Annotated in this window: 24 protein-coding genes, 1 tRNA gene and 1 pseudogene; 10 read left to right on the top strand and 16 right to left on the bottom strand. The window is 46.6% G+C overall.

Annotated features, from left to right (window positions below; all coding sequences use genetic code 11):
- From Q8K48_05005 to Q8K48_04995, 3 genes are all read left to right on the top strand, one after another.
- Positions 1–331 (top strand): FeoA family protein (locus Q8K48_05005; protein ID MDP1851755.1); only part of this gene is annotated, 331 nt, incomplete at its 5' end.
- On the top strand, positions 332–2,215 hold the full coding sequence (locus Q8K48_05000) for a ferrous iron transporter B (GenBank protein ID MDP1851754.1): 1,884 nt from the start codon (positions 332–334) through the stop codon (positions 2,213–2,215).
- Positions 2,212–2,439, top strand: a complete 228-nt coding sequence (locus Q8K48_04995; GenBank protein MDP1851753.1) for a hypothetical protein — start codon at positions 2,212–2,214, stop codon at positions 2,437–2,439. Before Q8K48_05000 ends, Q8K48_04995 begins: the two co-directional genes overlap by 4 nt.
- A 94-nt stretch (positions 2,440–2,533) precedes the next feature.
- On the opposite strand, the gene Q8K48_04990 is transcribed toward Q8K48_04995, so the two are convergent.
- The 11 genes from Q8K48_04990 to Q8K48_04940 all read right to left on the bottom strand — a co-directional run bounded on the left by Q8K48_04990 (position 2,534) and on the right by Q8K48_04940 (position 10,884).
- Positions 2,534–2,983 carry a DUF2975 domain-containing protein gene (locus Q8K48_04990; GenBank protein ID MDP1851752.1) on the bottom strand — a complete coding sequence of 150 codons (450 nt, stop codon included), beginning with the start codon at positions 2,981–2,983 and terminating at the stop codon, positions 2,534–2,536.
- A gap of 114 nt (positions 2,984–3,097) precedes the next feature.
- Positions 3,098–3,173: transfer RNA gene (locus Q8K48_04985), tRNA-Ala, on the bottom strand.
- Positions 3,174–3,208: 35 nt separating this feature from the next.
- On the bottom strand, positions 3,209–3,859 hold the full coding sequence (locus tag Q8K48_04980; protein ID MDP1851751.1) for a histidine phosphatase family protein: 651 nt from the start codon (positions 3,857–3,859) through the stop codon (positions 3,209–3,211).
- Positions 3,849–4,226, bottom strand: a complete 378-nt coding sequence (rsfS, locus tag Q8K48_04975; GenBank protein MDP1851750.1) for a ribosome silencing factor — start codon at positions 4,224–4,226, stop codon at positions 3,849–3,851. The genes Q8K48_04980 and rsfS overlap by 11 nt, the downstream gene beginning before the upstream one ends.
- The gene (gene nadD / locus Q8K48_04970; GenBank protein ID MDP1851749.1) at positions 4,216–4,764 is read right to left on the bottom strand and encodes a nicotinate (nicotinamide) nucleotide adenylyltransferase; all 549 of its coding nucleotides are present in this window, start codon (positions 4,762–4,764) and stop codon (positions 4,216–4,218) included. Before nadD ends, rsfS begins: the two co-directional genes overlap by 11 nt.
- 1 nt (position 4,765) lies before the next feature.
- Positions 4,766–4,888, bottom strand: coding sequence for a hypothetical protein (locus tag Q8K48_04965; protein ID MDP1851748.1), 123 nt, complete (start codon positions 4,886–4,888; stop codon positions 4,766–4,768).
- 13 nt (positions 4,889–4,901) lie between these two features.
- A complete protein-coding gene (gene ligA, locus Q8K48_04960) occupies positions 4,902–6,923 on the bottom strand; it encodes an NAD-dependent DNA ligase LigA (protein ID MDP1851747.1) in 2,022 nt (673 codons plus the stop codon).
- Positions 6,923–7,996 carry a tRNA 2-thiouridine(34) synthase MnmA gene (gene mnmA / locus Q8K48_04955; GenBank protein MDP1851746.1) on the bottom strand — a complete coding sequence of 358 codons (1,074 nt, stop codon included), beginning with the start codon at positions 7,994–7,996 and terminating at the stop codon, positions 6,923–6,925. Before mnmA ends, ligA begins: the two co-directional genes overlap by 1 nt.
- Positions 7,993–9,138 (bottom strand): cysteine desulfurase family protein, encoded by a 1,146-nt coding sequence (locus Q8K48_04950; protein MDP1851745.1) that lies wholly within the window; start codon positions 9,136–9,138, stop codon positions 7,993–7,995. Before Q8K48_04950 ends, mnmA begins: the two co-directional genes overlap by 4 nt.
- Positions 9,139–9,148: 10 nt before the next feature.
- Positions 9,149–10,102 carry an electron transfer flavoprotein subunit alpha/FixB family protein gene (locus tag Q8K48_04945; GenBank protein MDP1851744.1) on the bottom strand — a complete coding sequence of 318 codons (954 nt, stop codon included), beginning with the start codon at positions 10,100–10,102 and terminating at the stop codon, positions 9,149–9,151.
- The gene (locus Q8K48_04940) at positions 10,099–10,884 is read right to left on the bottom strand and encodes an electron transfer flavoprotein subunit beta/FixA family protein (protein MDP1851743.1); all 786 of its coding nucleotides are present in this window, start codon (positions 10,882–10,884) and stop codon (positions 10,099–10,101) included. Before Q8K48_04940 ends, Q8K48_04945 begins: the two co-directional genes overlap by 4 nt.
- 16 nt (positions 10,885–10,900) lie before the next feature.
- On the opposite strand from Q8K48_04940, the gene glgX reads away from it, so the two are divergent.
- The 5 genes and pseudogenes from glgX (at position 10,901) to fabF (ending at position 18,054) form a co-directional block, all read left to right on the top strand.
- A complete protein-coding gene (gene glgX, locus Q8K48_04935) occupies positions 10,901–13,093 on the top strand; it encodes a glycogen debranching protein GlgX (protein MDP1851742.1) in 2,193 nt (730 codons plus the stop codon).
- A 32-nt stretch (positions 13,094–13,125) separates the two neighbouring features.
- Positions 13,126–14,034 carry an ACP S-malonyltransferase gene (locus Q8K48_04930; GenBank protein MDP1851741.1) on the top strand — a complete coding sequence of 303 codons (909 nt, stop codon included), beginning with the start codon at positions 13,126–13,128 and terminating at the stop codon, positions 14,032–14,034.
- Entirely contained in the window at positions 14,031–15,050 is a 1,020-nt protein-coding gene (locus tag Q8K48_04925; GenBank protein MDP1851740.1) for a beta-ketoacyl-ACP synthase III, read from the top strand. Before Q8K48_04930 ends, Q8K48_04925 begins: the two co-directional genes overlap by 4 nt.
- 109 nt (positions 15,051–15,159) lie before the next feature.
- Positions 15,160–15,408, top strand: a complete 249-nt coding sequence (locus Q8K48_04920) for an acyl carrier protein (protein MDP1851739.1) — start codon at positions 15,160–15,162, stop codon at positions 15,406–15,408.
- Between the two features lie 18 nt (positions 15,409–15,426).
- Positions 15,427–18,054, top strand: a pseudogene (gene fabF / locus Q8K48_04915) (beta-ketoacyl-ACP synthase II).
- 1 nt (position 18,055) lies between these two features.
- Here the strand turns inward: fabF and Q8K48_04910 are convergent.
- The 4 genes from Q8K48_04910 to Q8K48_04895 are packed head-to-tail and all read right to left on the bottom strand — an operon-like array spanning position 18,056 to position 20,778.
- Positions 18,056–18,784, bottom strand: a complete 729-nt coding sequence (locus Q8K48_04910; GenBank protein MDP1851738.1) for an ABC transporter permease — start codon at positions 18,782–18,784, stop codon at positions 18,056–18,058.
- Entirely contained in the window at positions 18,781–19,488 is a 708-nt protein-coding gene (locus Q8K48_04905) for an ABC transporter ATP-binding protein (protein MDP1851737.1), read from the bottom strand. Before Q8K48_04905 ends, Q8K48_04910 begins: the two co-directional genes overlap by 4 nt.
- Position 19,489: 1 nt before the next feature.
- Positions 19,490–20,251, bottom strand: a complete 762-nt coding sequence (locus Q8K48_04900) for an SIMPL domain-containing protein (protein ID MDP1851736.1) — start codon at positions 20,249–20,251, stop codon at positions 19,490–19,492.
- Between the two features lie 17 nt (positions 20,252–20,268).
- On the bottom strand, positions 20,269–20,778 hold the full coding sequence (locus tag Q8K48_04895; GenBank protein MDP1851735.1) for a DUF3145 family protein: 510 nt from the start codon (positions 20,776–20,778) through the stop codon (positions 20,269–20,271).
- Positions 20,779–21,039: 261 nt separating this feature from the next.
- Here Q8K48_04895 and Q8K48_04890 point away from each other — a divergent pair, with 261 nt between their 5' ends.
- Positions 21,040–21,243, top strand: coding sequence for a cold-shock protein (locus tag Q8K48_04890; GenBank protein MDP1851734.1), 204 nt, complete (start codon positions 21,040–21,042; stop codon positions 21,241–21,243).
- 53 nt (positions 21,244–21,296) lie between these two features.
- Here the strand turns inward: Q8K48_04890 and Q8K48_04885 are convergent, their stop codons facing one another.
- The gene (locus Q8K48_04885) at positions 21,297–21,860 is read right to left on the bottom strand and encodes a M23 family metallopeptidase (protein ID MDP1851733.1); all 564 of its coding nucleotides are present in this window, start codon (positions 21,858–21,860) and stop codon (positions 21,297–21,299) included.
- A 100-nt stretch (positions 21,861–21,960) separates the two neighbouring features.
- Here Q8K48_04885 and Q8K48_04880 point away from each other — a divergent pair, with 100 nt between their 5' ends.
- On the top strand, positions 21,961–23,127 hold the full coding sequence (locus Q8K48_04880; GenBank protein MDP1851732.1) for a hypothetical protein: 1,167 nt from the start codon (positions 21,961–21,963) through the stop codon (positions 23,125–23,127).
- Positions 23,128–23,212 lie beyond the last annotated feature (85 nt).

The following is a 23,212-nucleotide window of genomic DNA, read 5'->3' as shown; positions in this document are numbered from 1 at the left end:
TCGCAGTGAGGATTTAGTTAGGGGTGTGACATACGCAACGCTCATGGTGAGCAATATCTCTTTAGTCCTGGCGAACCGATCTAGGAATCTACCTATTAGCCTATGCAGTGTGAAGGCATCTGAGCTCGAGAGCGAAAGGTCGGCGATAGTCAGCGGACTCACTCTCAATATCATGAGCACTCGCTTAATCTCCTTGGGAATCCGAAAAGGAGTCCATATCCAGAAACTTCGCAAAACGACTGGCGGAGGAATCCTGTTTCGGGTCGAAGACCATCGCGTTGTCCTTCATAAGAGTTTGGCTGAACTCGTTGAAGTTCGTGAGGAAGCCTAATTGTGCTCTGAGTGCAAGAACGTAGTTCATGGCTCAGTTCTTGAAGATCGCAAGAATCCAGTAGTTGCGGTAGTTGGTCGCTCAAACGTCGGCAAGTCAACTCTCTTTACACGAATCTCCGGCGTTCATCGCAAAATGGGAAATTGGCCAGCGACGACTGTTGAGGTGGGAAGCGCGGAAGTTTCTATCAATGGAGACGACCTTACCCTGTTAGATTTACCAGGCATCGCTTCGATTCATCCAGTTTCACCAGATGAAGTTCTTGCCGTCGATATTCTTAAAAATGGTAAGCCAGATCTCGTTTTATTTATCATTGACTGCGCAAGTATGGCTCGTTGCCTCTTCTTGCTTTCGGAACTTATTGAACAGGGAGAAAAAGTTCTCGTTGCTCTTTCAATGAATGACGTAGCCCAACGACGAGGCATTGATGTCTCCACGCAAAAGTTAAGCGCTGAACTAGGATTGCCAGTCGTAAAAGTTAATCCTCGCAAAAATGAAGGCATTGAAGAACTAAAGAGTGCAATTACCGCGAACTTAGGTCTTTCACAGAACCCAGTATTGATTTCCTTTAACTCCATTGAAGAGCGTGTTGATTGGGTTCACTCAATTACTCAAGCAGTAACTACTAAGCACGTTGCCAAAAAATCTCTGTCAGATAAATTTGACCGCATCTTTATATCGCCCATCCTTGGACCACTTGCACTTCTGACGATTTTATGGCTTGTCTTTCAAGGCACAACAACATTTGCTGCACCGATGCAGGATTGGCTAGATATTGCAATAAACCAGAAGTTTGGCTCATTTGTTTCCGCTCAATTAGGCAGCAATGCGATTATTAATGGCTTGGTTGTTAATGGCATCTTGGCTGGCGTCGGTCTCTTACTTACTTTCCTGCCGGTAATGTCAGTGATGTTTTTCTTCTTGAGCTTTTTGGAAGACTCTGGATATATGGCTCGAGCAGCAGTTGTTGCTGATCGCATCATGCGCTTTGCTGGCTTACCAGGGCGTGCAATTTTGCCTATGTTGGTTGGCTTTGGTTGCAATGTGCCAGCAGTTAGTGCGACTCGAGCATTAAGTGATGCTCGGCACCGCCTTATTGCAGGTTTAGCTGTGCCGTTTACAGCTTGTTCGGCTCGTCTTGCAGTCTATGTATTCGTAGGAACTATCTTCTTCAGTAACAAAGCTGGCAGCGTAATCTTTGCGATGTACCTCATCTCAATCTCACTTGTCATCGGTTTTAGTTTTATATTTAAGAGTTTATTTGCAACAGATGCTCCTCGCGAACCTCTTTTAATTGAACTTCCACCTTACAAGCTTCCAACGTCAATGCTCATTGTCTCAGATGCATGGTTGCGAGTGAAGGGATTCTTGCGAGAAGCAGGTGGCATAGTCATCATTACAGTTATTGCAGTTTGGGCGCTGATGGCTATTCCATTCTCGAGTGGCTACTCATTTGGAGAAGTTCCAGTGGAAAGGAGCGCTTATGGTTCACTCTCTAAAGCTATCTCACCGATATTTGCACCAGCTGGTTTTGGTGATTGGCACACCACGGGTGCGCTCGTTACAGGATTTGTTGCAAAAGAAGTTGTAATCTCTTCTTGGGCACAGAACTATGCCGTAGATGCGGGAAGTGATGAAACTCAGCGCGAATCATTGGGTAAATTGCTCATGCGGGATTTCGAAAAATCTAGTGGTGGTGCAACTTTCCCTGCAATTTGGGCGTTCCTAGTCTTTCTCACGGCATACACCCCTTGTGTTGCGACAATTGGTGCGCAGAAAAAAGAGTTTGGTACAAAGTGGGCGCTAATTGGAGTGGGACTTCAACTTGCTATTGCTTGGATTCTGGCAGTTGCAATCTTCCAAATCGGTAGGTTTTTTGTATGAGCATGAAGGCATTAGATCGCGTCCGTGATGCCCTTTCAATGGGCGCTTCAACTCGCAAAGAGATAAGAGTATTAACCGGTTTTGATGAAGGGATTGTTGATCTCTGCGTGGATCTGTTAATTAATAATGGCGAAATCAAACCAACAGATATAAAGGGTGCGTGCACGATAGGTGGTTGTAATAGTTGTGCCGAGTACAATTCCTGCAACAAAAGCTTTGATTGAAATGAGAAAGGTTGATTTAGTACTCTTAGAAAGAGCCTACTTAGGTACTTAGACAATAATTGCCATTGCGATAGTGAATTTCATGCCCAATGGTTCACCAGACTCTCATAATTTTGCGAAATTCAACGACACTAAGACCAGCCAAAGTTATAAATACGAAGAAGACTAAATTTACAAGAGGAAAACCAGGGTCATCAGCATTTACAAAAATTACAATTAACCAGGCAAAAAATGAAACCCAAACTATGGCAATTATTCGAATTATTATGGTCAAAATCGGAACCGTCTCAGAAGTAAAGAATGTTCCATTCTCTGCCTTTGACACGAGTTTCCAAATACACACGAGCACAAATTCAAGTGCCAGAAACCATAAGAAAAACAAAACCGTCAAGGGCCATCGAAGTGGCGCATCTGTCGGGTTAACTTCGGCCATATATCGAAATTGCCCTGGGAATGACAAGGTTTGCAGCACAATAAGAAAAAAGAAGAAAACAAGAATAGATAATTTTAGAATTGTTGCAATTGGCAGTTTTTCAAGCATCATTAAACCTGCAATCTACATCTCGGATCCAGCAACTTCGGTGGGTTTGTAAAACTACACCTTTGGACTCAATTACTCGTTGCAACACTTAGATGAATTCGCCCTCGAGACATCACATGGTGGAGCTGAGGGGATTTGAACCCCTGACCCCCTGCATGCCATGCAGGTGCGCTACCAGCTGCGCCACAGCCCCAACTTATTGAGAAGATGCAAACCTTACCGCATGAATTACGGGGCAGTCGCGCCGCTTTCTTCGCCATAGACAGGCTCTGGAATTGAACCGGCGTTATGCTCCATTAAATTCCATTGACGCGGATTGCGTTCAAGGATTGACCATGAAGCATTTGAAAGTCCACCGATCACACCCCAGTGCGTAAGTGGAAGTTGTAAAAGCTGACCTAAAACACAGCGCGCAGTACCACCATGAGTGGCGACAATTAAAAGTTGATTGCTCTTTCCTTCGAGCTCTCTATTTATTACTCCAACGGCACGATCGGCGACTTCACTGCGCTTTTCACCAGTTGTTCCAGCAGGATTATCATCGCCATCTATCCAACGAATAAAGTTTTGAAAATCTTCGGCGCGATTTTCCGCACCTGTTTTCCCCTCCCACATGCCGCCATTTGTTTCGCGTAAGTTTTCATCGGTTCTGACGCTAAGACCGACTAAATCTGCTAACGCCTGAGCAGTATCGCGCGCACGTCCTAAATCACTCGAAATAATTGCAGTGGGATTCATGCCGGCCAAAATTTCAGCGGCATGTTTGACTTGATAGCGACCAACATCATTGAGTGGAATATCGGAGTGACCTTGGAAGCGATTGACCATATTCCAATCGGTCTGTCCGTGACGCCACAAAACTACGCGATTACCGGCCATTTACTACGCTGGCTTTCACGGCATCTAACTCAATTATTGGGCAATCATTCCACAGTCGATCGAGCATGTAATATTTTCGAAGTTCGGTGCTCTGAATATGCACAACTAAATCTGAGTAGTCGAGGAGAATCCACTCAGCACCTTTTTCGCGACGCGCAGGCTTTTCTCCGATTGCGATTAACTGGCGTTCAACTTCGTCGGCGATTGAATCGACCTGAGCAACATTTTGTCCCGTAGCAATTAAGAAAACTTCACTGAGGACTAACTGATCAGATAAGTCAATCGCGATGAGATCCGTACCGATTTTCTCAACTATTGCAGCAGCAGCTACTTGAGTGATTTCGAGGGTGCGTGCGCTAATTGTCATAGAGCTTATTCTCGCTTATAAATGCGGCAACGATTTCCGGTACATCTGCGCTCAAACCTGTGCGAACTTCGGAGGCAGAGACATCAAGTGCTTCTATATCAATGCCGTGTTGAGCAAAACCCGGCCGATTTATACAGATAATCGACGTTAGTTTATGAAGCTCATCGGCCCGATGCCACTGATCAATCTTTGAATATGCATCCGAACCCATGATCAGAAAAATCTCATCTTCAGGATGCGCGTTACGGATCGCTTCAACTGTATCTATTGCATAACTAGGACCGTCGCGCAGAATCTCAATGGGATTGACTTCTATGTGCTGTGAAATGCTTGTGGGAAGTGTTGAAACTGCAAGTTCGCACATTTTTCGTCGATCCGAGCCAGATGCAATAGGGCTGTGCTCTCTCAGCAATGGTTGGCCGGCGGGAACAAGGATCAATTGATCAATGATTTTCTTCTCAATAAGTTGGGAAATAACCTTCAAATGACCATTGTGAATCGGATCGAAAGTCCCGCCATAAATTCCTACTCGGGACAAATTAATCCCGGTCTAAGCGCAACGCTAAATATAGAAATATCGAGAGTATTGCGAAAGTTACAACACCATAAGCAATAGCTGGCATTGGTAATTCTCGAAGATTTTCTGCGGCGAGGTTAATCATGGCACAAATCCTACTACGAGCCTGCGAGCAATTCTTTAAATCTCATCTCATCAATGATTGGAACGCCCAATTCTTGAGCCTTAGCTAACTTAGAACCGGGCTCGATACCGACCAAGAGATAGTCGGTCTTCTTTGAGACCGCTGAAGCCGCTTTGCCGCCATGAGCCGTGATCGTTTCGGCGATTGAATCTCGGGTGTAACTCTCTAATCCCCCAGTTACTACAAAAGTTAAACCTGTAAGAGTTTGCCGATTTTGCGCAATTGTCTCGGCCTTAACGCGTACCCCAGCTGCTGCCCACTTGCGAATAATTTCTCGGTGCCAATCCAGTGCAAACCACTCGATGATGGATTCGGCAATTGTGGTGCCAACGCCATCGATTTCGGCAAGTTCGGCCGCCGTTGATGAAGCGATCTTCTCTATTGAACCGCAGTGAGTTGCAAGAGCCTGGGCAGCAGTTGGCCCCACGTGTCGAATTGAGAGTGCAACTAAAATTCGCCATAAGGGAGCGCTCTTTGCTTTTTCAAGTGCGGCTAGAAGTTTTTCAACATTTAATCCCAGTTCGCCATCTTTTTTAGTAAAGAAATCAGATGTAGCTAACTTTTCTTTATCCACGTCAAAGAGATCGGATTCATCGGTAATAATTCGTGCATCAAGTAGAGCCGTAGCTGCCTCATATCCTAAAACATCGATATCAAGGGCTGCGCGTGAGCCGATGTAATAAAGACGCTCACGAAGTTGGGCAGGACAACTTTGTGCGTTAGGACAGCGAATATCTACATCGCCCTCCGACATTGCACGCAGCGCAGATCCGCACTCCGGACAGTGCGTTGGCATTACAAATGCGACTTCACTGCCTGTGCGTCGCTCAACTACTGGTGCTAAAACTTCAGGAATCACATCGCCGGCTTTGCGAATTACGACAACATCACCGATTAAAACTCCCTTGCGCACAATCTCAGAAGCGTTGTGCAAAGTTGCATTAGTAACTGTTGAGCCGGCGACTTTAACGGGCTCCATAAAAGCAAAAGGCGTAACCCGTCCCGTACGCCCAATGCTCACTTTTATATCGAGTAATCGAGTCGTGACCTCTTCAGGAGGATATTTAAATGCAATCGCCCATTTAGGCGCGCGCGATGTAAAACCTAAGTGAGACTGCTCGGCCATTGAATCAACTTTGATCACTACTCCATCAATCTCATGTTCGACATCGTGGCGGTGAAGTCCGTAATACTCAATGTACTTTTCAACTTCGGTTCGGGACGCACATACTGAGAATCGATTGCTAGTTGGTAAACCAAGTTTCTTCAATACGGCATATGCCTGACTTTGAGATTTAAATTCAATTCCATCTCTTGCTCCAACACCATGAACTATGAGGGATAGTGGGCGCGTAGCCGTGACACGTGGATCCTTCTGTCGCAGTGATCCTGCAGCGGCGTTACGTGGATTTGCGAAAAGAGTTTTGCCTGACTCTTCAAGGCCATCGTTGAGTTCGTTGAAGGCAGCTAATGGAAAAAATACTTCTCCACGTATTTCAATCAGTGAAGGAATTTTCGTACCAGTTAATTCATGGGGTAGATTCTTAATTGTCTTAACATTGAGAGTCACATCTTCTCCTGTGACGCCGTTACCACGGGTTAATCCCCGAATTAATTGGCCATCTTTGTAAGTCAGGTTTATTGCCAATCCATCAACTTTGAGCTCGCACAGATATGTAGGGTGCTCAATCTCTTTTTCAACTCGATCAAACCAAGCCTCTAACTCATCCAGATCAAATACATTGTCCAAGCTCATCATCTTCTCAATGTGGTCATGCTGGGCAAACGTCGTTGAAAATCCCCCACCAATGCCAAGGGTTGGTGAATCAGGTTCGCGCAGTTCAGGGTTCTTAGACTCTAGATCTTTAAGTTGCACAAGTAATTGATCAAATGCGGCATCACTAATTGTTGGGGCATCTAAAACATGGTATTTAAATTGATGCTCTCTTATTTGCTTAGTTAAATCAGAGATTTTGTGACGTTCTTGATTACTCATTATTGCGTCTCACAGATTGTTGCCGAGCCCACTACACGGTCGCCATCGTAAATCACCATCGCCTGACCCGTAGCAAGTCCGAGGAGCGGTGTTTCCAAAACCGCTACAAGTAATCCATTCTCAATAAAGTACGTGCAGGCCAACGCCGCACCATGAGCACGAATCTGAACAAAGCCTTGATGTTTTTGATCATCAACGGCCGGTCCACACCAAACCGGCCTTTCACCGCGCATAGTCGTAATTGCTAAATCTTCTCGGGCACCAACGACCACAGTATTTGTAACGGGTTCAATTTTTAAAACAAAACGCGGTGAACCATCAGGAGTTGGAATCGTTAAACCTAAACCTTTTCGTTGACCGATTGTGTAGGTATAAGCGCCTTTATGCTCGCCGATTTTTGTACCGCTTTGATCAACAATGGGACCGACATCACTTCCTAAACGATCACGGAGCCACCCAGCATTATCGCCTGAAGGAACAAAACAGATGTCGTGACTGTCAGGCTTTTGCGCGACCGCCAAACCACGAGCTTCGGCCTCTTTTCTGATATCAACTTTAGTTGTATCACCTAATGGAAAAACTGCGCCAGAAATTTGCTCGACGGTTAATACCGATAGTACATATGACTGATCCTTCGAGTGATCGACTGCGCGATGCAGAGTTTTCCCGCTCTCACTCACCTGGGTACGGGCATAGTGGCCAGTGACAACTCCATCAAAACCCATTGCACGCGCACGATCTAAAACCGCTGCGAACTTAATTTTTTCATTGCACCGAAGACATGGATTAGGTGTGCGACCTACAGCATATTCAGCTAAGAAATCTTCAACGACTCCGTCATGAAACTCTTCAGCCATATCCCAAATATAGAAAGGGATTCCGATCACATCGGCGGCGCGGCGAGCATCATGTGAGTCCTCGATCGTGCAACAGCCTCGGGCACCAGAGCGATATTTCTGTGGGTTGGCCGATAGCGCTAAGTGCACTCCTATTACTTCATGGCCTGCCTCAACGGCTCGCGCTGCGGCAACTGCCGAATCAACGCCGCCGCTCATCGCTGCAATTAATTTCATAGTGAGTGTGCCGCCCTTCCCCGAGCAATTACATCGGGAAGTACTGACACAACAAAGTCACAGTCCTGTTCGGTACTCGTTGCACCAAATGAAAAGCGAAGCGATGACTGCGCTGACGCTTCATTGTGTCCCATTGCAAGCAGAACATGACTGGCCTCATGCACCCCAGCGCTACATGCCGATCCAGTGGAACAGGAGATGTGTTCTCCATCCATAAGTAAAAGCAGCGTATCGCTTTGAGTCCCAGGAAAAGTTACGTTCACAATTCCTGGTAAGCGCTCTGATGCAAGACCATTAATGATTGCATCTGGAAATAAGCGTTGAACGGCCAAGATAAAGAGATCTCTTAGTGCGCTGACTACAGAGGCGTTGTAAATGGCACTAACCGCCGCAGTGGAAAAACCCACAATTCCAGGGGCGTTGAACGTACCGCTTCGAATCTCTCGCTCTTGTCCGCCACCGTGTAATAGCGAAGGAATTTCAACAGTGCGTTTTAAAATTAGCGCACCGATTCCTAGCGGTCCACTGATTTTGTGCGCACTCAAACTCATTGCAGTCAGACCTAGTTGAGAAAATGAGAGTGGAACTTTTTTAAAACTCTGCACGGCATCACTATGGACTGGAATTTCACCGGCAATTGAAACAACATCCGAAATGGGTTGGAGCACGCCAGTCTCGTTATTAGAATGCATCACAGAAATAACGGCAATCTCGTTACCGCGTTTATCGACTAGATTCGAGAGAAACTCTAAATCAATGGTTCCGTTGTGATTGACTGGAATCTCAATTACTTCGGCCGCCTCGTGAGTTGCCAGCCAATGAGCCGGATCTAAAATCGCATGATGCTCAATGCTTGAAATTACAACAATATTTCGCCCGTTAACTCGCCCAGCCCAATACAGACCTTTCAGAGCAATGTTGTTTGCCTCAGTCCCTGATGCCGTAAATATGATTTCGCTGGGCAGGCATCCAATCTCTTTAGCTAAAATTTCGCGCGCATCCTCTAAAGTTTTTCTCGTTGCGCGACCATGCGTGTGCAGACTTGAAGGATTACCCAGTGCCGCAGCCTGATCTGACATGGCGGCAAGGGCGCGCGCATCAATTGGCGTTGTCGCTGCATGGTCAAGGTAAATCGATGGCATGTGGCTAATTCTAGGCTTTACGTGCGTTAATGCCCTCCGTGGCCTTTGGTAAGACCGAAAAGAGATCACCAACTACGCCAAAATCGGCGATTTCGAAAATCGGTGCCTCAGGATCTTTATTGATAACAAGGATCGCTTTACTAGTTTGCATGCCAGCTCTATGTTGAATCGCACCGGAAATACCGCAGGCGACATATAACTGTGGACTTACCGTCTTACCAGTCTGACCAACTTGGTGAGAATGTGGATACCAACCGGCATCTGTCGCCGCACGTGATGCACCAACTGCCGCGCCTAGTGAATCGGCAAATGCCTCTACTGCGGAGAAATCTCCATTTGTTCCACGCCCACCCGAAACTACGATGTCGGCTTCAGTCAACTCTGGACGTCCGCCTTCTTCGGGTGGCTGCACCGAAGTAACAACACTCTTTTTAGCATTATCCCCAATTTCCATTATGAGAGTTTCAATTATTGGATGAACCTCTTGCATATCTGGAGTGATGGAGTTTGGGCGCACAGTAATAATTGGTACTCCGTGAGAGATTTTGGAGTGCACTGTAGTAGAGCCACCAAAAACCAGCTGGGTGGCAATTAATTCGGCGCTAATGTCGACGGCATCGGTAATTATTCCAGAGTTACTTTTTACTGCTACTCGACCTGCGACTTCTTTTCCAAATGCATGCGATGCAATTAACACTGCACGTGGGGCTTTCATTGTAATTATTTGATTCAGAACATCGGCCGAAGCTGCTACCCCATGAGTTTCGAAACTATCTGATTCCACGACCAAAACTTTAGCAATTGGACCGTGAGAAACTGCGGCTGAATAAGAAGAACCTTTACCAACGGGTGCAAGTACTACTGCAGTAACCTCTGCAATTCGTGCAGCGGCGGTAGCAAGCTCGGCTGTGGTCCTACTCAATTTTGCACCGATAAAGTCGGCGAGAATTAATACATCGCTCATATCAGCTTTTTTTCTACTAGAAAGGCAACAATTTGATCTCCAGCGGTACCATCATCGGTAATTATGACACCCGCGGCGCGAACCGGTCTAAGTGATGCATCAACGACGACGGACCATTGGTTTTCAATTGAAATCCCAAGGCTTGCAATGTTTACCGTTTCAATTGTTTTTTTCTTTGCGGCCATGATGCCTTTAAATGATGGGTAACGTGGTTCATTAATCTTTTCAACTACCGATACAACAACTGGAAACTCCCCGTACATCTCTTCAACTCCAGTTTCAGTGACGCGAGTAATGGTCACTCTTTTTACCGAAGGGTCGACTGTTACCGCTGAGGCAAAAGTAAGCTGAGCACATCCAAGGCGTTCGGCAATCATTGCTGGTACAACACTCATTCGCGCATCCGTTGATTCTGTTCCGCAGATAATAAGATCAAACTCGCCCTGTGAAATAGCGGTAGACAAAACTTTCGACGTCATGAGCGCGTCGGCTCCTGCAAGCGCGGAATCGCTAATTAAGATCGCACCATTTGCCCCCATTGAGAGCGCCTTTCGAATTGATTCGCTTGCACGCTCTGGACCCATTGAAATCACAGTTACGGTATGTGGTCCGCCCTCATCGTTACCGCCATGTGCTTCGGCGATACGCAACGCCTCTTCAATGGCGTACTCATCGAGATCATTGAGGACTGCATCTACATGTACTCGATCTAGTAATCCATCAACCATCTTCTTCTCTGCCCATGAATCTGGGACTTGCTTAATGCAGACAGCAATCTTCATGGCGGATATGTTACTGATGAGTAACTGGATTGGCCAACCCATTCAATTACCAACACTTTCAATCTCCAATAGATCCAACCAATTAGGGCAGTATTGCCCCGTGCTTCCAGCAGATCCTCGAACCCTTGGCGCCACTGTTACCGATGGTGGAACTAATTTTGCTATCTGGTCCAACGCCGCCGATGCCGTGGAGCTCTGTTTATTCAATGAGATTAACGGCAACTGTGTTGAGACACGCTTTGCGATGTCGCATCGAAATGGGCCAATCTGGCATGGGTATTTAGCCGGAGTCCGTCCTGGGCAGTGCTATGGATATCGAATGTATGGGCCTTGGCATCCTGAAAACGGTGTTCGCTTTAACGCTGCAAAACTATTAATTGATCCCTATACCCATCTCTTAGATGGCGGTCTGACCTATGCACCTGAAATCTATGGACATGTCGCACACAATGGCACGGGCGGTGGCGATTTAAGCGTGCGCGATGGCCGTGATAGCGCCGGTTTTGTTCCGTACTCGGTCGTTACTGATCATCGAATTCGCGAGATAGTTCGCCCCCTAGTGCCATGGGCTAAAACAATTATTTACGAAGCTCACGTAAAGGGATTAACGGCCAAGAATCCAGATATTCCTGAGAATGAACGTGGCACGTATAAAGCGTTGGGACATCCCAGCACGATTGCACATTTAAAATCAATTGGAATTACCGCACTTGAACTTTTGCCAATTGCCGCATCGCTAACAGAGCCAGCAATATTTCATCGAGGTCGAATAAATTACTGGGGATATAACTCAATTGCATTTAGCGCACCCCATGCGGCGTACGCATCTAGCGTTGATCCAATTAGTGAACTGCAATGGGCAGTTGATCAATTACACGAAGCGGGAATCGAAGTTATTTTAGATGTTGTTTACAACCATACTGCCGAAGGTGGCGTTGGTGGACCAACGCTGTCTTACAAGGGAATAGATAATAAGGCTTACTACCGTCACGACAGCCACGGTAATTATGTCGATGTTACGGGTTGTGGCAATACATTTGCCGCAAATAACCCTCACTCGGTGCGCCACATAATAGATTCCCTTCGTTGGTGGATTGAAGTAATCGGTGTCGATGGATTCCGTTTTGATTTAACTACTGCGCTCTATCCAAATAAGAGCGCCTTTAACTCATCTTTGTTATCTGCAATCGGATCGGACTCTGTCCTTCGTAATTTTAAAATGATTGCAGAGCCATGGGATGTCACGCGTTATTCATTGGGTGATTTTCCGCATCCGTGGCGGGAGTGGAACGATGTCTATCGCGACTCAGCACGTCAGTTCTGGCTCGGTGACCTTGAACGCGGCTTCGGTGATGGAGTTTCCGATATTGCCAATAGTATTAGCGGTTCCAGCTCAATTTTTTATTATCGAGGTCCGACATCTTCTATTAACTTCATCACCGCTCACGATGGCTTCACGCTCCATGACTTGGTGACATATAACGAGAAAAATAATTTAGCAAATGGCGAGAATAATGCCGATGGAACTGGCTCCAATAGATCCTGGAATGTAGGAAGAGAGGGTGAAAGTGATGACCCAACTATCCAAGAAACCAGGCATCGAATAAAGAAATCACTTTTAGCGACTTTGATGCTCTCGTCAGGTGTTCCGATGCTCAATATGGGCGATGAGGTCAGCCGTACTCAAGCAGGTTCTAATAATGCCTATTCTCTTCCGATCGAAATGCTTCAGGATAGTGCCGCAGATTTCAATGGTGGCTGGGCGCTACCGTGGGAGTTAAATAGCCAGGCCGAAGATATTTTGGCAACAGTGCAGTCACTTGCCCAGATTCGTCAAACGTATTTGGCAGATGTTGCCTCTGAGTTCTTTACTGGGATGGTCGATCAAGGAACGCGCCGTAAAGATATTGCTTGGTTTTCTTTGGATGGCCGAGAAATGAGCAATGACCACTGGGCCGATGAGGAGAAGCGAAGCATTACCGTATTTGTTGAAGCCGATCCAACGCGAGGCCTATTGCTATTAATGAACTCGTCAAAGAATGAAACTCTTTTTACTTTACCTGATGCACAATGGGGTGAAACTTTTCGATGCATTTTTGATGCAAGCAAGAAAGTTGCAACGTATGAGCCTGTCATCGCTGCGCCAAATGCGAAGATTTCAGTTCCAAAGCACAGTGCCCAAGTCTGGCTGGTTTCGCGTACTAGGTAGTAAACGTGATTTATGGGTAATATTTAGAAATCATGTTGGCACTCATCGCACCCGGTCAGGGCTCTCAAACTCCCGGAATGCTCAACTCCTGGATTGCAGAATCGAGCTCGAAAAATTTATTGAGTGTCTGGTCAAAGGAGATTGATTTAAATCTCGAGCACCTAGGCACATCTGCTAATGCCGATGAGATTAAAGATACGACGAATGCCCAACCTCTAATTGTTGCAAATTCTTTATTGGCCGTACATGCGTTGGCTTTAGAAAATGTAGCGGTCACATCTGGTCACTCTGTTGGAGAACTTACTGCCGCCGCGATAAGCGGTGCCATAAGTGCTAGTGATGCACTCATGCTGGTCAGAGCCCGAGGTGTGGAAATGGCAAAGGCCGCGGCACTCATACCTACTGGAATGTCGGCAGTACTTGGTGGAGAGCGAAATGAAGTTGTCGCCGCAATTGCGGCGTTGGGATTAGTTGCTGCAAATGAGAATGGCGCTGGACAGATAGTCGCCGCTGGGGATCTGACTGCTCTGGCCGTACTTGGCGAAAATCCCCCGCTTGGGGCGCGAGTGCGCGCACTTTCAGTCGCTGGCGCTTTTCATACCCCATACATGCACTCAGCAGTTGCACCGCTGAGCGATTTAGCGGCCACAGTAACCACCCGCCAACCATTAATACCATTTATCTCAAATAAAGATGGTGTAGTAGTAAGAACTGGAAGTGAAATCGTGGCTCGAATAGTAAATCAGATTACTAATCCAGTTCGATGGGATCTTTGCATGCAGAGTCTAAAAACAATGGGAGTTACGGGTGTCATTGAACTGCCGCCGGCTGGAACTCTGGTTGGCTTATTTAAACGCGCATTTCCTGAAATTGAAAGCTTCGCCTTAAAGAGTGCGCTCGATATTGACGCTGCTCGAGAATTTGCAGGAAGGCACATATGAATTTAAAACTTCCCGCGATGGGTAACAGTCAAATTCTCTCAGTGGGTTCGTATCGCCCTAAACGACTTGTACCGAATAGTGAAATCGTGGATCGCATAGATTCCAGCGATGAGTGGATTCAACAACGCACCGGAATTCAATCCCGCCGCTTTGCTGGTCCTGATGAAACAATAATTACAATGGCACAAGCTGCCTGCGAAATGGCACTTAAGCGTGCAAATTTAACGATTGCTGATATTGATACTTTGATTCTCGCCACAATCACATATCCATTCCAAGCACCTAGCGCGGCAACAGATTTGATAAATCTTTTAGGTAACCCAAAAGCCGCGGCTTTTGATCTCAGTGCTGCTTGCGCCGGTTTTTGCTACGGAGTTGCAATGGCAAGTGACCTTGTTCGTACAGGTACTGCAAAAAATGTATTAGTCGTTGGAGTTGAAAAGCTCTCAGATTTTACCGACCCAAATGATCGAGCAACGGCATTTATCTTTGGAGATGGCGCTGGCGCAGTGGTTATTGGACGCAGTGACGAGGCACGTATAGGTCCAGTAGCGTGGGGCTCAGATGCCGATTCGCGAGATGCAATTTTGTTGAGCCCTGCTTATACAGAGTTTAGATATTCACCTGATAAAGGCGTTTCTGAAATTGGTTGGCCAAATATTTCACAGCAAGGTCAAGCAGTTTATCGATGGGCGGTATTTACCGTAAGTAAAGTAGGAATAAAAGCGTTAGAAGCCGCCGGTGTGCGTCCCGATGAACTTGGCGCTTTCATCCCTCATCAGGCAAATATGCGCATCATCGAATCCATGGCCAAGGAGATAAAAATCCCATCACATGTTGTGATCGCAGATGATATTCGGGTAAATGGAAATACTTCTGCCGCCTCGATTCCCCTTGCCATGGAAGTACTTCTAGAAAAACATCCGCAACTTCACGGCGAATTAGCACTACTTATCGGCTATGGCGCAGGCCTAGTATTTGCCGCTCAAGTAGTGCAATTGCCCCCAAAACCTTGAGATTTCCGCCACTCAAGGGCGCTATTACTCGTAAGTATCGTTTTTTTCATAGAGAATAACGACCTATTAGTATCAGTACTTAAACCAGCTAACGGATGGAAGAAATAAAATGGCACTTGCACAAGCAGATGTACTTTCAGGATTAAAAGAGATCGTTGAAGAAGTAGCTGGCATTCCTGCTGCATCAATTGAATTGGACAAGAACTTCACGGAGGATTTAGAAGTTGACTCACTGAGCATGGTTGAAGTTGTCGTTGCCGCAGAAGAGCGTTTTGGTGTGAAGATTCCAGATGAAGCTGTAACAGATCTCGTCACTGTTGGCGATGCCGTTAACTTCATTGTCAACGCAGCTAAGTAGCAAGTAGAAAACTTTCCTATGTCTGCCCGTCGGGTTGTCGTTACCGGACTCGGTGCGACTACGCCTCTAGGCGGTGATGTAGCAACGACATGGTCGGCGCTCTTAGCAGGCACTAGCGGTGTTCGATTACTCACTGAAGAGTGGGCACAAACTATTCCAGTTCGCTTTGCCGCTCGTGTTGCAGTTGAACCAAGTGAGCAGATGGAGCGCGTTGAAATGCGCCGCTTGGATAGATCTGAGCAGTTTGCCATTATTGCATCCCGTGAGGCATGGAACGATGCTGGCTCTCCCGAGATGGATAAAGAGCGTTTAGGTGTTGTCATTGCATCGGGAATTGGTGGCGTAACAACAATGCTCGACCAATATGACATCTTGCGCGAAAAAGGTGCACGTCTAGTGAGCCCGCATACCGTTCCGATGTTAATGCCAAATGGACCTGCGGCAAATGTCGGTCTTGAACTACAAGCAAAGGCTGGCGTTCATACACCGGTGAGTGCTTGTGCATCAGGAGCCGAGGCAATTGGTTATGCGCTTGAGATGATTCGACATGATCGCGCCGACATAGTCGTTAGCGGAGGCGTTGAAGCTGCAATTCACGTAATGCCGATGTCAGGTTTTGCCGCGATGAAGGCTCTCTCGACACGAAACGATGATCCTGCCCGTGCATCACGGCCCTATGATCTAAATCGAGATGGCTTCGTTTTAGGTGAGGGTGGCGGAGTATTAGTTCTTGAAGAGTACGAACATGCGCGCGCTCGCGGTGCGAGAATTTACTGTGAAATAGTAGGTCAAGGTTTAACCTCAGATGGATATCACATCGCAGCTCCTGATCCAGATGGTGCTGGAGTACAACGTGCGATTAAATTTGCGCTGCGTGATGCCGGTCTTTCCACGAAAGACATCGTTCACTTAAATGCACATGCAACTTCTACCCCTGCAGGAGATGTTGCCGAGGCCAACGCGCTGCGCGCAGCCCTTGGCGATGATGCCGATCACGTTGCGGTATCAGCTACAAAATCGATGACGGGCCATCTACTCGGTGGCGCTGGCGCAATTGAATCTGTCTTTATTGTTAAAAGTTTGCAAGATCGCCTGGCTCCCCCAACTATTAACATCGATGATTTAGATCCAGCAGTCACTATTGATGTCGTGCGCGATAAGCCCCGCGCATTGCCAGCCGGTGACATCGCCGCACTCAATGATTCATTTGGTTTCGGTGGACATAACGTGGTATTGGTATTTAAGAGCATATAGATGTCACTGACGGAAGTTGATCCTCGAGATCCAGAGATACGTATTGCACGTTTAGTCGATGATGGAAAATTTGAATTTCTGATTCCACGTACTGCATGTGGAATGATTGCGGTAACTTCCTTCATTAAAGGAAATAAGGTCGTAATTTTCGCATCCGATGCCACAATTAAAAGTGGAGCTCTCGGTATTGATGGCTCAAAAGTTATTGTCACTGCATATAAAGCGGCAATGGGCGCGCAAGTTCCAGTCATTGGTATTTGGCACTCCGGTGGAGCACGCTTAAGTGATGGAGTTGCATCTCTTGATGCATTCGGTGAGGTTTTCCAATCGATGATTTCTGCGAGTGGCCGAATTCCTCAACTTTCTCTTGTACTTGGACCAACTGCAGGTGGAGGTGCATATGGGCCAGCTCTGACCGACGTCGTAGTCCTTGCTCCAGAGGGTCGCATATTTGTAACCGGTCCCGATGTAGTAAAAAGCGTTACAGGTGAAGATATCGATATGGCATTGCTCGGTGGACCTGAAGCCCATAAGAAGAACAGCGGTCTTGCCCACATCATTGCAAGTAGTGAAGAAGCAGCTTTTGAAGATATTCGCGACTTAACTGCACTCTTTGCTAACCAGGGTTTTATGAAGCCAGATGTTGAAGATATAGATCTATCGGTTTTTGTACCAGATTCTAAGATTCGAACTTACGAAATTCGCCCTTTGATCAATGCCATTTTAGATACCGAAACCGAACACATCGAACTTCTATCCATGTGGGCGCCGAATATGACGACAATAATCGGGCGATTGGGCGGAGCAACTGTAGGTGTACTTGCAAATAATCCAGCCCACATCGCCGGAGTTTTAGATGCTGCCGCAGGTGAAAAAGCGGCACGTTTTGTTCGAACATGTGATGCATTTGGAATTCCATTAATCGTTATCGCAGATGTTCAGGGATTTTTACCTGGGGCTGGCCAAGAGTGGGAAGGTGCTGTCCGACGTGGCGCAAAGTTGTTGCATGCATTTGGCGAATCCGTTGTGCCTCGAGTTACGTTGATCACTCGGCGAGCATATGGTGGCGCTTATGTTGCAATGAACTCAAAGGCTTTAGGTGCAACGCGAGTCTTTGCTTGGCCACACGCTGAAGTCTCTGTCATGGGCGCAGTTGCTGCAGTTCGTGTTCTGCACAGGCGAATTCTTGCAGACTTACCTGCCGAACAACGTGAATCCATGGAGTTAGAGTTAGCGGCCGAACATGAAAAAGTTTCGGGTGGAGTAATTCGTGCAATTGAAATCGGCGCCGTTGATGAAATGGTCGAACCGCGATTAACGAGAAGCGCACTTGCAAAGACAATTGCCGATGCTCCGCATCGCCGTGGAAGCCACGGCAATATTCCGCTGTAAATTACTTAGTTGTACGGCGAAGAGTTAATGAACCTGCTCCGAGCAGAAATACCAAGAAGAGTGAAATTATCAAAAAGTCGCTAGTGATTGAACCCTGACCAATCAAAACCTTCTTTGTAGCATCTACAGCATATGACAATGGCAGGAAGTTCGAAATCTCTTCTAAAATTCGTGGCATAGTTTCCCTGGGTGCAAGCAGGCCGCTGAGTAGTAATTGTGGCAGGAGAACAATTGGTAAGAATTGAATTGCCTGGAACTCAGTTTTAGCAAAGGAGCTAACAAAAAGTCCCAGAGCCAGGCCGAGTAATGCATCGAGAATGGCAACACAGATTAATCCCGCCTGCGATCCGATAACGTTTAATCCAAGTGGTCCAATGGCGTAAGTAGAAACGATGACGGCCTGAACGGCACTCGCAATTCCAAAGGCGACTGCATAGCCAAATATAAATTCAAATTTTGTTACAGGTGAGATAAGAACGCGTTCGAGAGTGCCCGATGTACGCTCACGCAAAGTTGCAACTGAGGTAATTAAAAACATAACTAGCATTGGGAATACTCCAAGCAAAGAGCCTGCAACGTTTTGAAAAACCTGCGGTTGTGACCAGTACACGAATTTAAGAATGGTCATAAGTAGGCATGGTGCCACAATGATGAGTGCCATACTGCGTGGATCATGTTTTAACTGCAAAAGGATGCGCTTGGCTGAAGCAAAAGTGCGTACTGGGTTCATGGCTTTTCCACCAATGAGATAAAGACGGCATCCATATTTTCTACTCCCGTTTGGGTGCGAAGTTCGCGAGGCGTCCCTTTGGCTAAAATCGCGCCATCACGTAAAAGAACCAGCTCATCACAATGATCGGCCTCTTCCATCATGTGACTACTCACCAACAAAGTTTTGCCCTCATCGGTAAAACGATGAAATAAACTCCATAAATCTCGGCGCAACAATGGGTCTAATCCCACCGTTGGCTCATCCAAAATCAAAATCTCTGGTCTTCCCACTAACGCAGTTGCTAAAGCAAGACGCGCTCTTTCTCCACCCGACAATGTTGCGGCAATTTGTTTACGATTTCTACTTAAATCAACTAGCTCGAGAATCTCATCCGTAGAAGAGCTCGCACGCCCTTGAAGCGCGGCAAAATAATCGACGTTTTCACTGCATGTTAAGTCTCGATAGATGCTTGCATCCTGTGTCGAGTAACTGATTCGACTTCGTAGAGATTTATCCCCAGCCGGGTTTCCAAGAACTTTAATTGAACCGCCCGTTAACCTTTGCAGGCCTGCAACACTGCGCATAATAGTTGTCTTGCCACTGCCGCTTGGTCCAAGTAGGCCAAGAATCGCTCCAGATTCGACCTCTAAATTGAACTCACTCAAAATTCTCGTACGACCACGAATAACAGTTAAATCTGTTATCGAAATCGCCGATATCATATTAGTTAGTTTTAAATGTTACCGAAACCGTTGCAGTAACTGTTTTCTCAATTGTGCTCGTGTCGTAAGCACCATAATCTGCAGTCATAGTTGAATCAGGTGTTGTGATTTGAATTGGTCCGGCCTTGACATTGACGAGTGAGCCAAGATCACTGCCAACGGCCTTAGTCAACGCTAGCGCACGTACTTTGGCATCCTTCATAGCATCGCTCATCAATGCTGGGCGAAGATCCGGCAAGTTAGAGATGTAGTACTGAGGTCCGTAGTTATTAACGTTGATTCCGGTTTCAAGGAGCGCGCCGATTCCCTGACTTAGCTTTGATACTAATGAAACATCTTTAGTACGTACCGTGACATCGCGATTTGCGCGATATGAAAGGATCCTTCCAGTTGAATTTCCATTGACATACTCTTCGTTGGCATAGGTTGATACCGCACCCAGAGTTAATGCGTCGGCGGGAATTCCACCTTTAGTCAAATACTTAGATAAGGCAGCAACATCGGCATCGACTTTTCTAACGGCCGTACTTACTGCTGGTGATGAAAGACTTACTGAAAGCGTCCACACGGCATTATCTGCAGTGGCACTAGTCTTTGCCGAACCTGTAACGGTTATTCCATCGCTACTTCGTGATGCAAAACCCGAACCAACTTTGGTTAAACCAACACCGAGAGCTAATGCAACGATGACTGCTGAGATAATAATTGTTACCGCTTTGCGACGTTCAACGGTGATGATGGGAGATTCATGTAGTTGGCTCATGCTGCAACTATATTCGCTTAAATTGCGCGAAGGTGGGAAAGCTCCTGGTGATTGACCCCACGAAAGCGTTCAAGTTCAATTTCCCAGTCATTTCCAATAATTAAAGCTAATCCAGCACGAATTGACTCTTCATCAAAACTATTGGCTAAAACTGAATTAATTTGATTTTCACTCATGACAACAGCGCCAGTTAAGTCGGTCAATGCTCGATGAATTCCTAGATCAGGAGTAAATCGAAAGAGCTCTCCCCCATCGTTAGTGTCCTCAATAACTTCAAAGTAAATGTAGTGCCAACTTCGAAGCGCACTTGCAATCGCCGCCGCGACACCTTCACGATCTCGCCATGCGATAACTGATTTGAAAGTTCCGGCTTTGAGTATTTGCGGTGTCCAGTGAGGGGCGAGGGTGCTACCAAGCAGCTCTGCCAATGCCCAATCAATATGGCTGCGCAGCGCTGAAGGTGCGCTGTGAATGGTTAGTTGACCCCTGACGGCTAAAGCCTTCGAGGTGCGAGTTAATCGTTGCATTAAAAACTCCTAGCAAGGACGCCGATTGCGACCTTCCCCGGCCGCCTTATGCTCCTGCTAGTACCTTAATTAGACACCCGCACGACTCAAACTGTCCACTCCCACTTTAGGTATCCGAGCCTATAGGCGCTACAGTTGGTCTCAGTCCGACGCTTAATCAGTACCCGTTTCATGTAATACATATTCGGTATCGCTGGCGCAAGAGGAAGACCGTGGTCGAGGATCTCTCGAACACCCACATATCGAAGGAAAAGTAAAAACATGGCAACAGGCACAGTTAAGTGGTTCAACTCTGAAAAGGGTTTTGGTTTCATTGCAGTTGATGGTGGCGGACAAGATGTATTCGTTCACTACTCAGCAATTCAAGGAAACGGTTACAAGTCTCTTGAAGAGGGTCAGGCAGTTTCATTTGAGGTCGTACAGGGTCCAAAGGGTCCTCAGGCCGATGCAGTAAACCCTGCCTAATTAACACCGCTTTATAAATAACCCTCACTGGTGACAGTGAGGGTTATTTTTTTCTACTTCGGAACCGGTGGAATCTCACCAACTTTTAATTTTCTAGAGTCAACCTCTTTTACAGGCGATAAATCTCTGCCTTTTTTCCAGGCATCTAAATATTTCCAGGGCATAACCTCTCCACGACGCACCCACCATGTATCAGCGGCAGTCGGCCACGAGATTCCAAAGTGTAAGTGCGGCGAAGTTCCGCGAGCGCTACCGGTCGCCCCGATACTCCCCAGCCGACGGCCTGCAACCACTACTACCCCTGGCTCAATGCTGGCATGTATGGAACGCAGATGAGAGCCGTAGTAACGCACGCCATCTTCGCCAATGATAGAAACATATAGTCCGCCACGATCTATACCTAGATTCGACTTGCCACTCCACCGATCGACTCGATTTACCTCATCAATAACACCATTAATCGGAGCGACAAACTTGCACCCTGCCTTTGCCAAAATATCTGTGGCGGCGTAATCATGGTGGGCGCGCGCGTAGTTAACCGCGCAACCAGCGACGGGGAAAACATAGATTGGAGCAGCTACGGCGTTCACTGTTTGAGATATTACGAGGCCGCCCAAGAAAGTGAGAATAGAAAACCGTCTTAAGAACCTTGTCATAGGGTCGAGTTTAGTGGCATATCAAGATGAAGATCGCTCTTTTTAGTGCCATGATGGAGATATGGCGCGTGCAATTGTAGTTATGGGCTCTGGGGAAACCAGCCCAACGATGGTCACACCTCATCAGCGCATGATTTCGGATTTGAAGACCTCTAAAAATTCAGTTTTAAACGTTCTTGATACTCCATTTGGCTTTCAAGAAAATGCCGAAGTTTTAACCTCCAAGTTAAGTGAGTACTTTGAAATCTCAGTTGGTCACCCAGTTGGCGTAATCTCTTTACGAAACACTCATATAAGTAGCGCAGAATTAGCTAAAGCAGTCAACGCAGTTCGTGATTCTGACTGGCTCTTTGCCGGCCCTGGTAGCCCTAGTTATGCATTGAAAGTTTGGCGAGAGCTAGGGCTGACTCCGCATTTTAATGAAGTGCTAACTCGTGGAACTTTAGTTTTTGCCTCTGCCGCCGCTTTAACTGTTGGATCTCACACAATTCCGGTCTATGAGATGTACAAAGTTGGGCAGGACCCCCATTGGCTTGATGGACTGAATCTTCTTGAACATCACACTGGAATGTCAGCGGCAGTTGTCCCACATTTTGATAATTCCGAAGGCGCAAATCACGACACTCGTTTTTGTTATATCGGAGAAAAACGTTTGAGAGTGTTAGAAAGTATTTTGCCTTCAGAAACTTTTATCATCGGTGTCGATGGTCATACTGGAGTCAGTTTTGATTTAGATACACGTGTTGCCAGCGTTTTTGGTCTTGGTCAAATGACAATCCGCCATCACGGTGAATCATGGATTGTAAACAGCGGTGAATCAGCTACTTTTGAAGAGATAATCGCTCACACCGGAAGTTCTATTGTTCAAAAGACTCCAGCACAATTATTTAAGGTCAATCCCCGTCAAGTTGAAGCGCTCCTAGAATCTGGTGAAGTCAATGCCGCAGTTGAGGCACTTCTGGATTTAGATGAGTTAGATCGCGACATCCAGACTCGAGTTGCAGTGCACTCTTTAATCACCCGCCTTGGCAATATTGCCGCAAGTCCACGCGTTGACATTATGTCCGTAGTAGGTCCATATATCGAAGCACTTCTGCAAGCTCGACAGGCCGCGCGCACTGCTGGGCGGTGGGATGACGCCGATGCCATTAGAAATCGCCTTATGGAGTTAAAGGTCACAATCAAGGATTCAGAGGTTGGCTCGGACTGGAAAATCGAATCCTTTTAGAAGTTAATTCACGAACCTTATAAAGTACTCCCCTGTAGTGGCGGTAGCTCAGTAACAATAGAACTTATAAACGACATTATAAAAA

It is taken from the genome of Candidatus Planktophila sp., assembly GCA_030681675.1.
In the GTDB taxonomy this organism is placed as follows: domain Bacteria; phylum Actinomycetota; class Actinomycetes; order Nanopelagicales; family Nanopelagicaceae; genus Planktophila.
This window is presented reverse-complemented; position numbering and strand designations above follow the sequence as displayed.

Coding starts and splice junctions, on each gene's coding strand:
- glgX (MDP1851742.1), top strand. CDS start 10,901: ATGAGTAACTGGATTGGCCAACCCATTCAATTACCAACACTTTCAATC.
- mnmA (MDP1851746.1), bottom strand. CDS start 7,996: ATGAAATTAATTGCAGCGATGAGCGGCGGCGTTGATTCGGCAGTTGCC.
- Q8K48_04990 (MDP1851752.1), bottom strand. CDS start 2,983: ATGATGCTTGAAAAACTGCCAATTGCAACAATTCTAAAATTATCTATT.
- Q8K48_04890 (MDP1851734.1), top strand. CDS start 21,040: ATGGCAACAGGCACAGTTAAGTGGTTCAACTCTGAAAAGGGTTTTGGT.
- Q8K48_04920 (MDP1851739.1), top strand. CDS start 15,160: ATGGCACTTGCACAAGCAGATGTACTTTCAGGATTAAAAGAGATCGTT.
- Q8K48_04900 (MDP1851736.1), bottom strand. CDS start 20,251: ATGAGCCAACTACATGAATCTCCCATCATCACCGTTGAACGTCGCAAA.
- Q8K48_04930 (MDP1851741.1), top strand. CDS start 13,126: ATGTTGGCACTCATCGCACCCGGTCAGGGCTCTCAAACTCCCGGAATG.
- ligA (MDP1851747.1), bottom strand. CDS start 6,923: ATGAGTAATCAAGAACGTCACAAAATCTCTGATTTAACTAAGCAAATA.
- Q8K48_04950 (MDP1851745.1), bottom strand. CDS start 9,138: ATGCCATCGATTTACCTTGACCATGCAGCGACAACGCCAATTGATGCG.
- Q8K48_04965 (MDP1851748.1), bottom strand. CDS start 4,888: ATGATTAACCTCGCCGCAGAAAATCTTCGAGAATTACCAATGCCAGCT.
- rsfS (MDP1851750.1), bottom strand. CDS start 4,226: ATGACAATTAGCGCACGCACCCTCGAAATCACTCAAGTAGCTGCTGCT.
- Q8K48_04940 (MDP1851743.1), bottom strand. CDS start 10,884: ATGAAGATTGCTGTCTGCATTAAGCAAGTCCCAGATTCATGGGCAGAG.
- Q8K48_04980 (MDP1851751.1), bottom strand. CDS start 3,859: ATGGCCGGTAATCGCGTAGTTTTGTGGCGTCACGGACAGACCGATTGG.
- Q8K48_04925 (MDP1851740.1), top strand. CDS start 14,031: ATGAATTTAAAACTTCCCGCGATGGGTAACAGTCAAATTCTCTCAGTG.
- Q8K48_04945 (MDP1851744.1), bottom strand. CDS start 10,102: ATGAGCGATGTATTAATTCTCGCCGACTTTATCGGTGCAAAATTGAGT.
- Q8K48_04880 (MDP1851732.1), top strand. CDS start 21,961: ATGGCGCGTGCAATTGTAGTTATGGGCTCTGGGGAAACCAGCCCAACG.
- Q8K48_04895 (MDP1851735.1), bottom strand. CDS start 20,778: ATGCAACGATTAACTCGCACCTCGAAGGCTTTAGCCGTCAGGGGTCAA.
- Q8K48_04995 (MDP1851753.1), top strand. CDS start 2,212: ATGAGCATGAAGGCATTAGATCGCGTCCGTGATGCCCTTTCAATGGGC.
- Q8K48_04905 (MDP1851737.1), bottom strand. CDS start 19,488: ATGATATCGGCGATTTCGATAACAGATTTAACTGTTATTCGTGGTCGT.
- Q8K48_04910 (MDP1851738.1), bottom strand. CDS start 18,784: ATGAACCCAGTACGCACTTTTGCTTCAGCCAAGCGCATCCTTTTGCAG.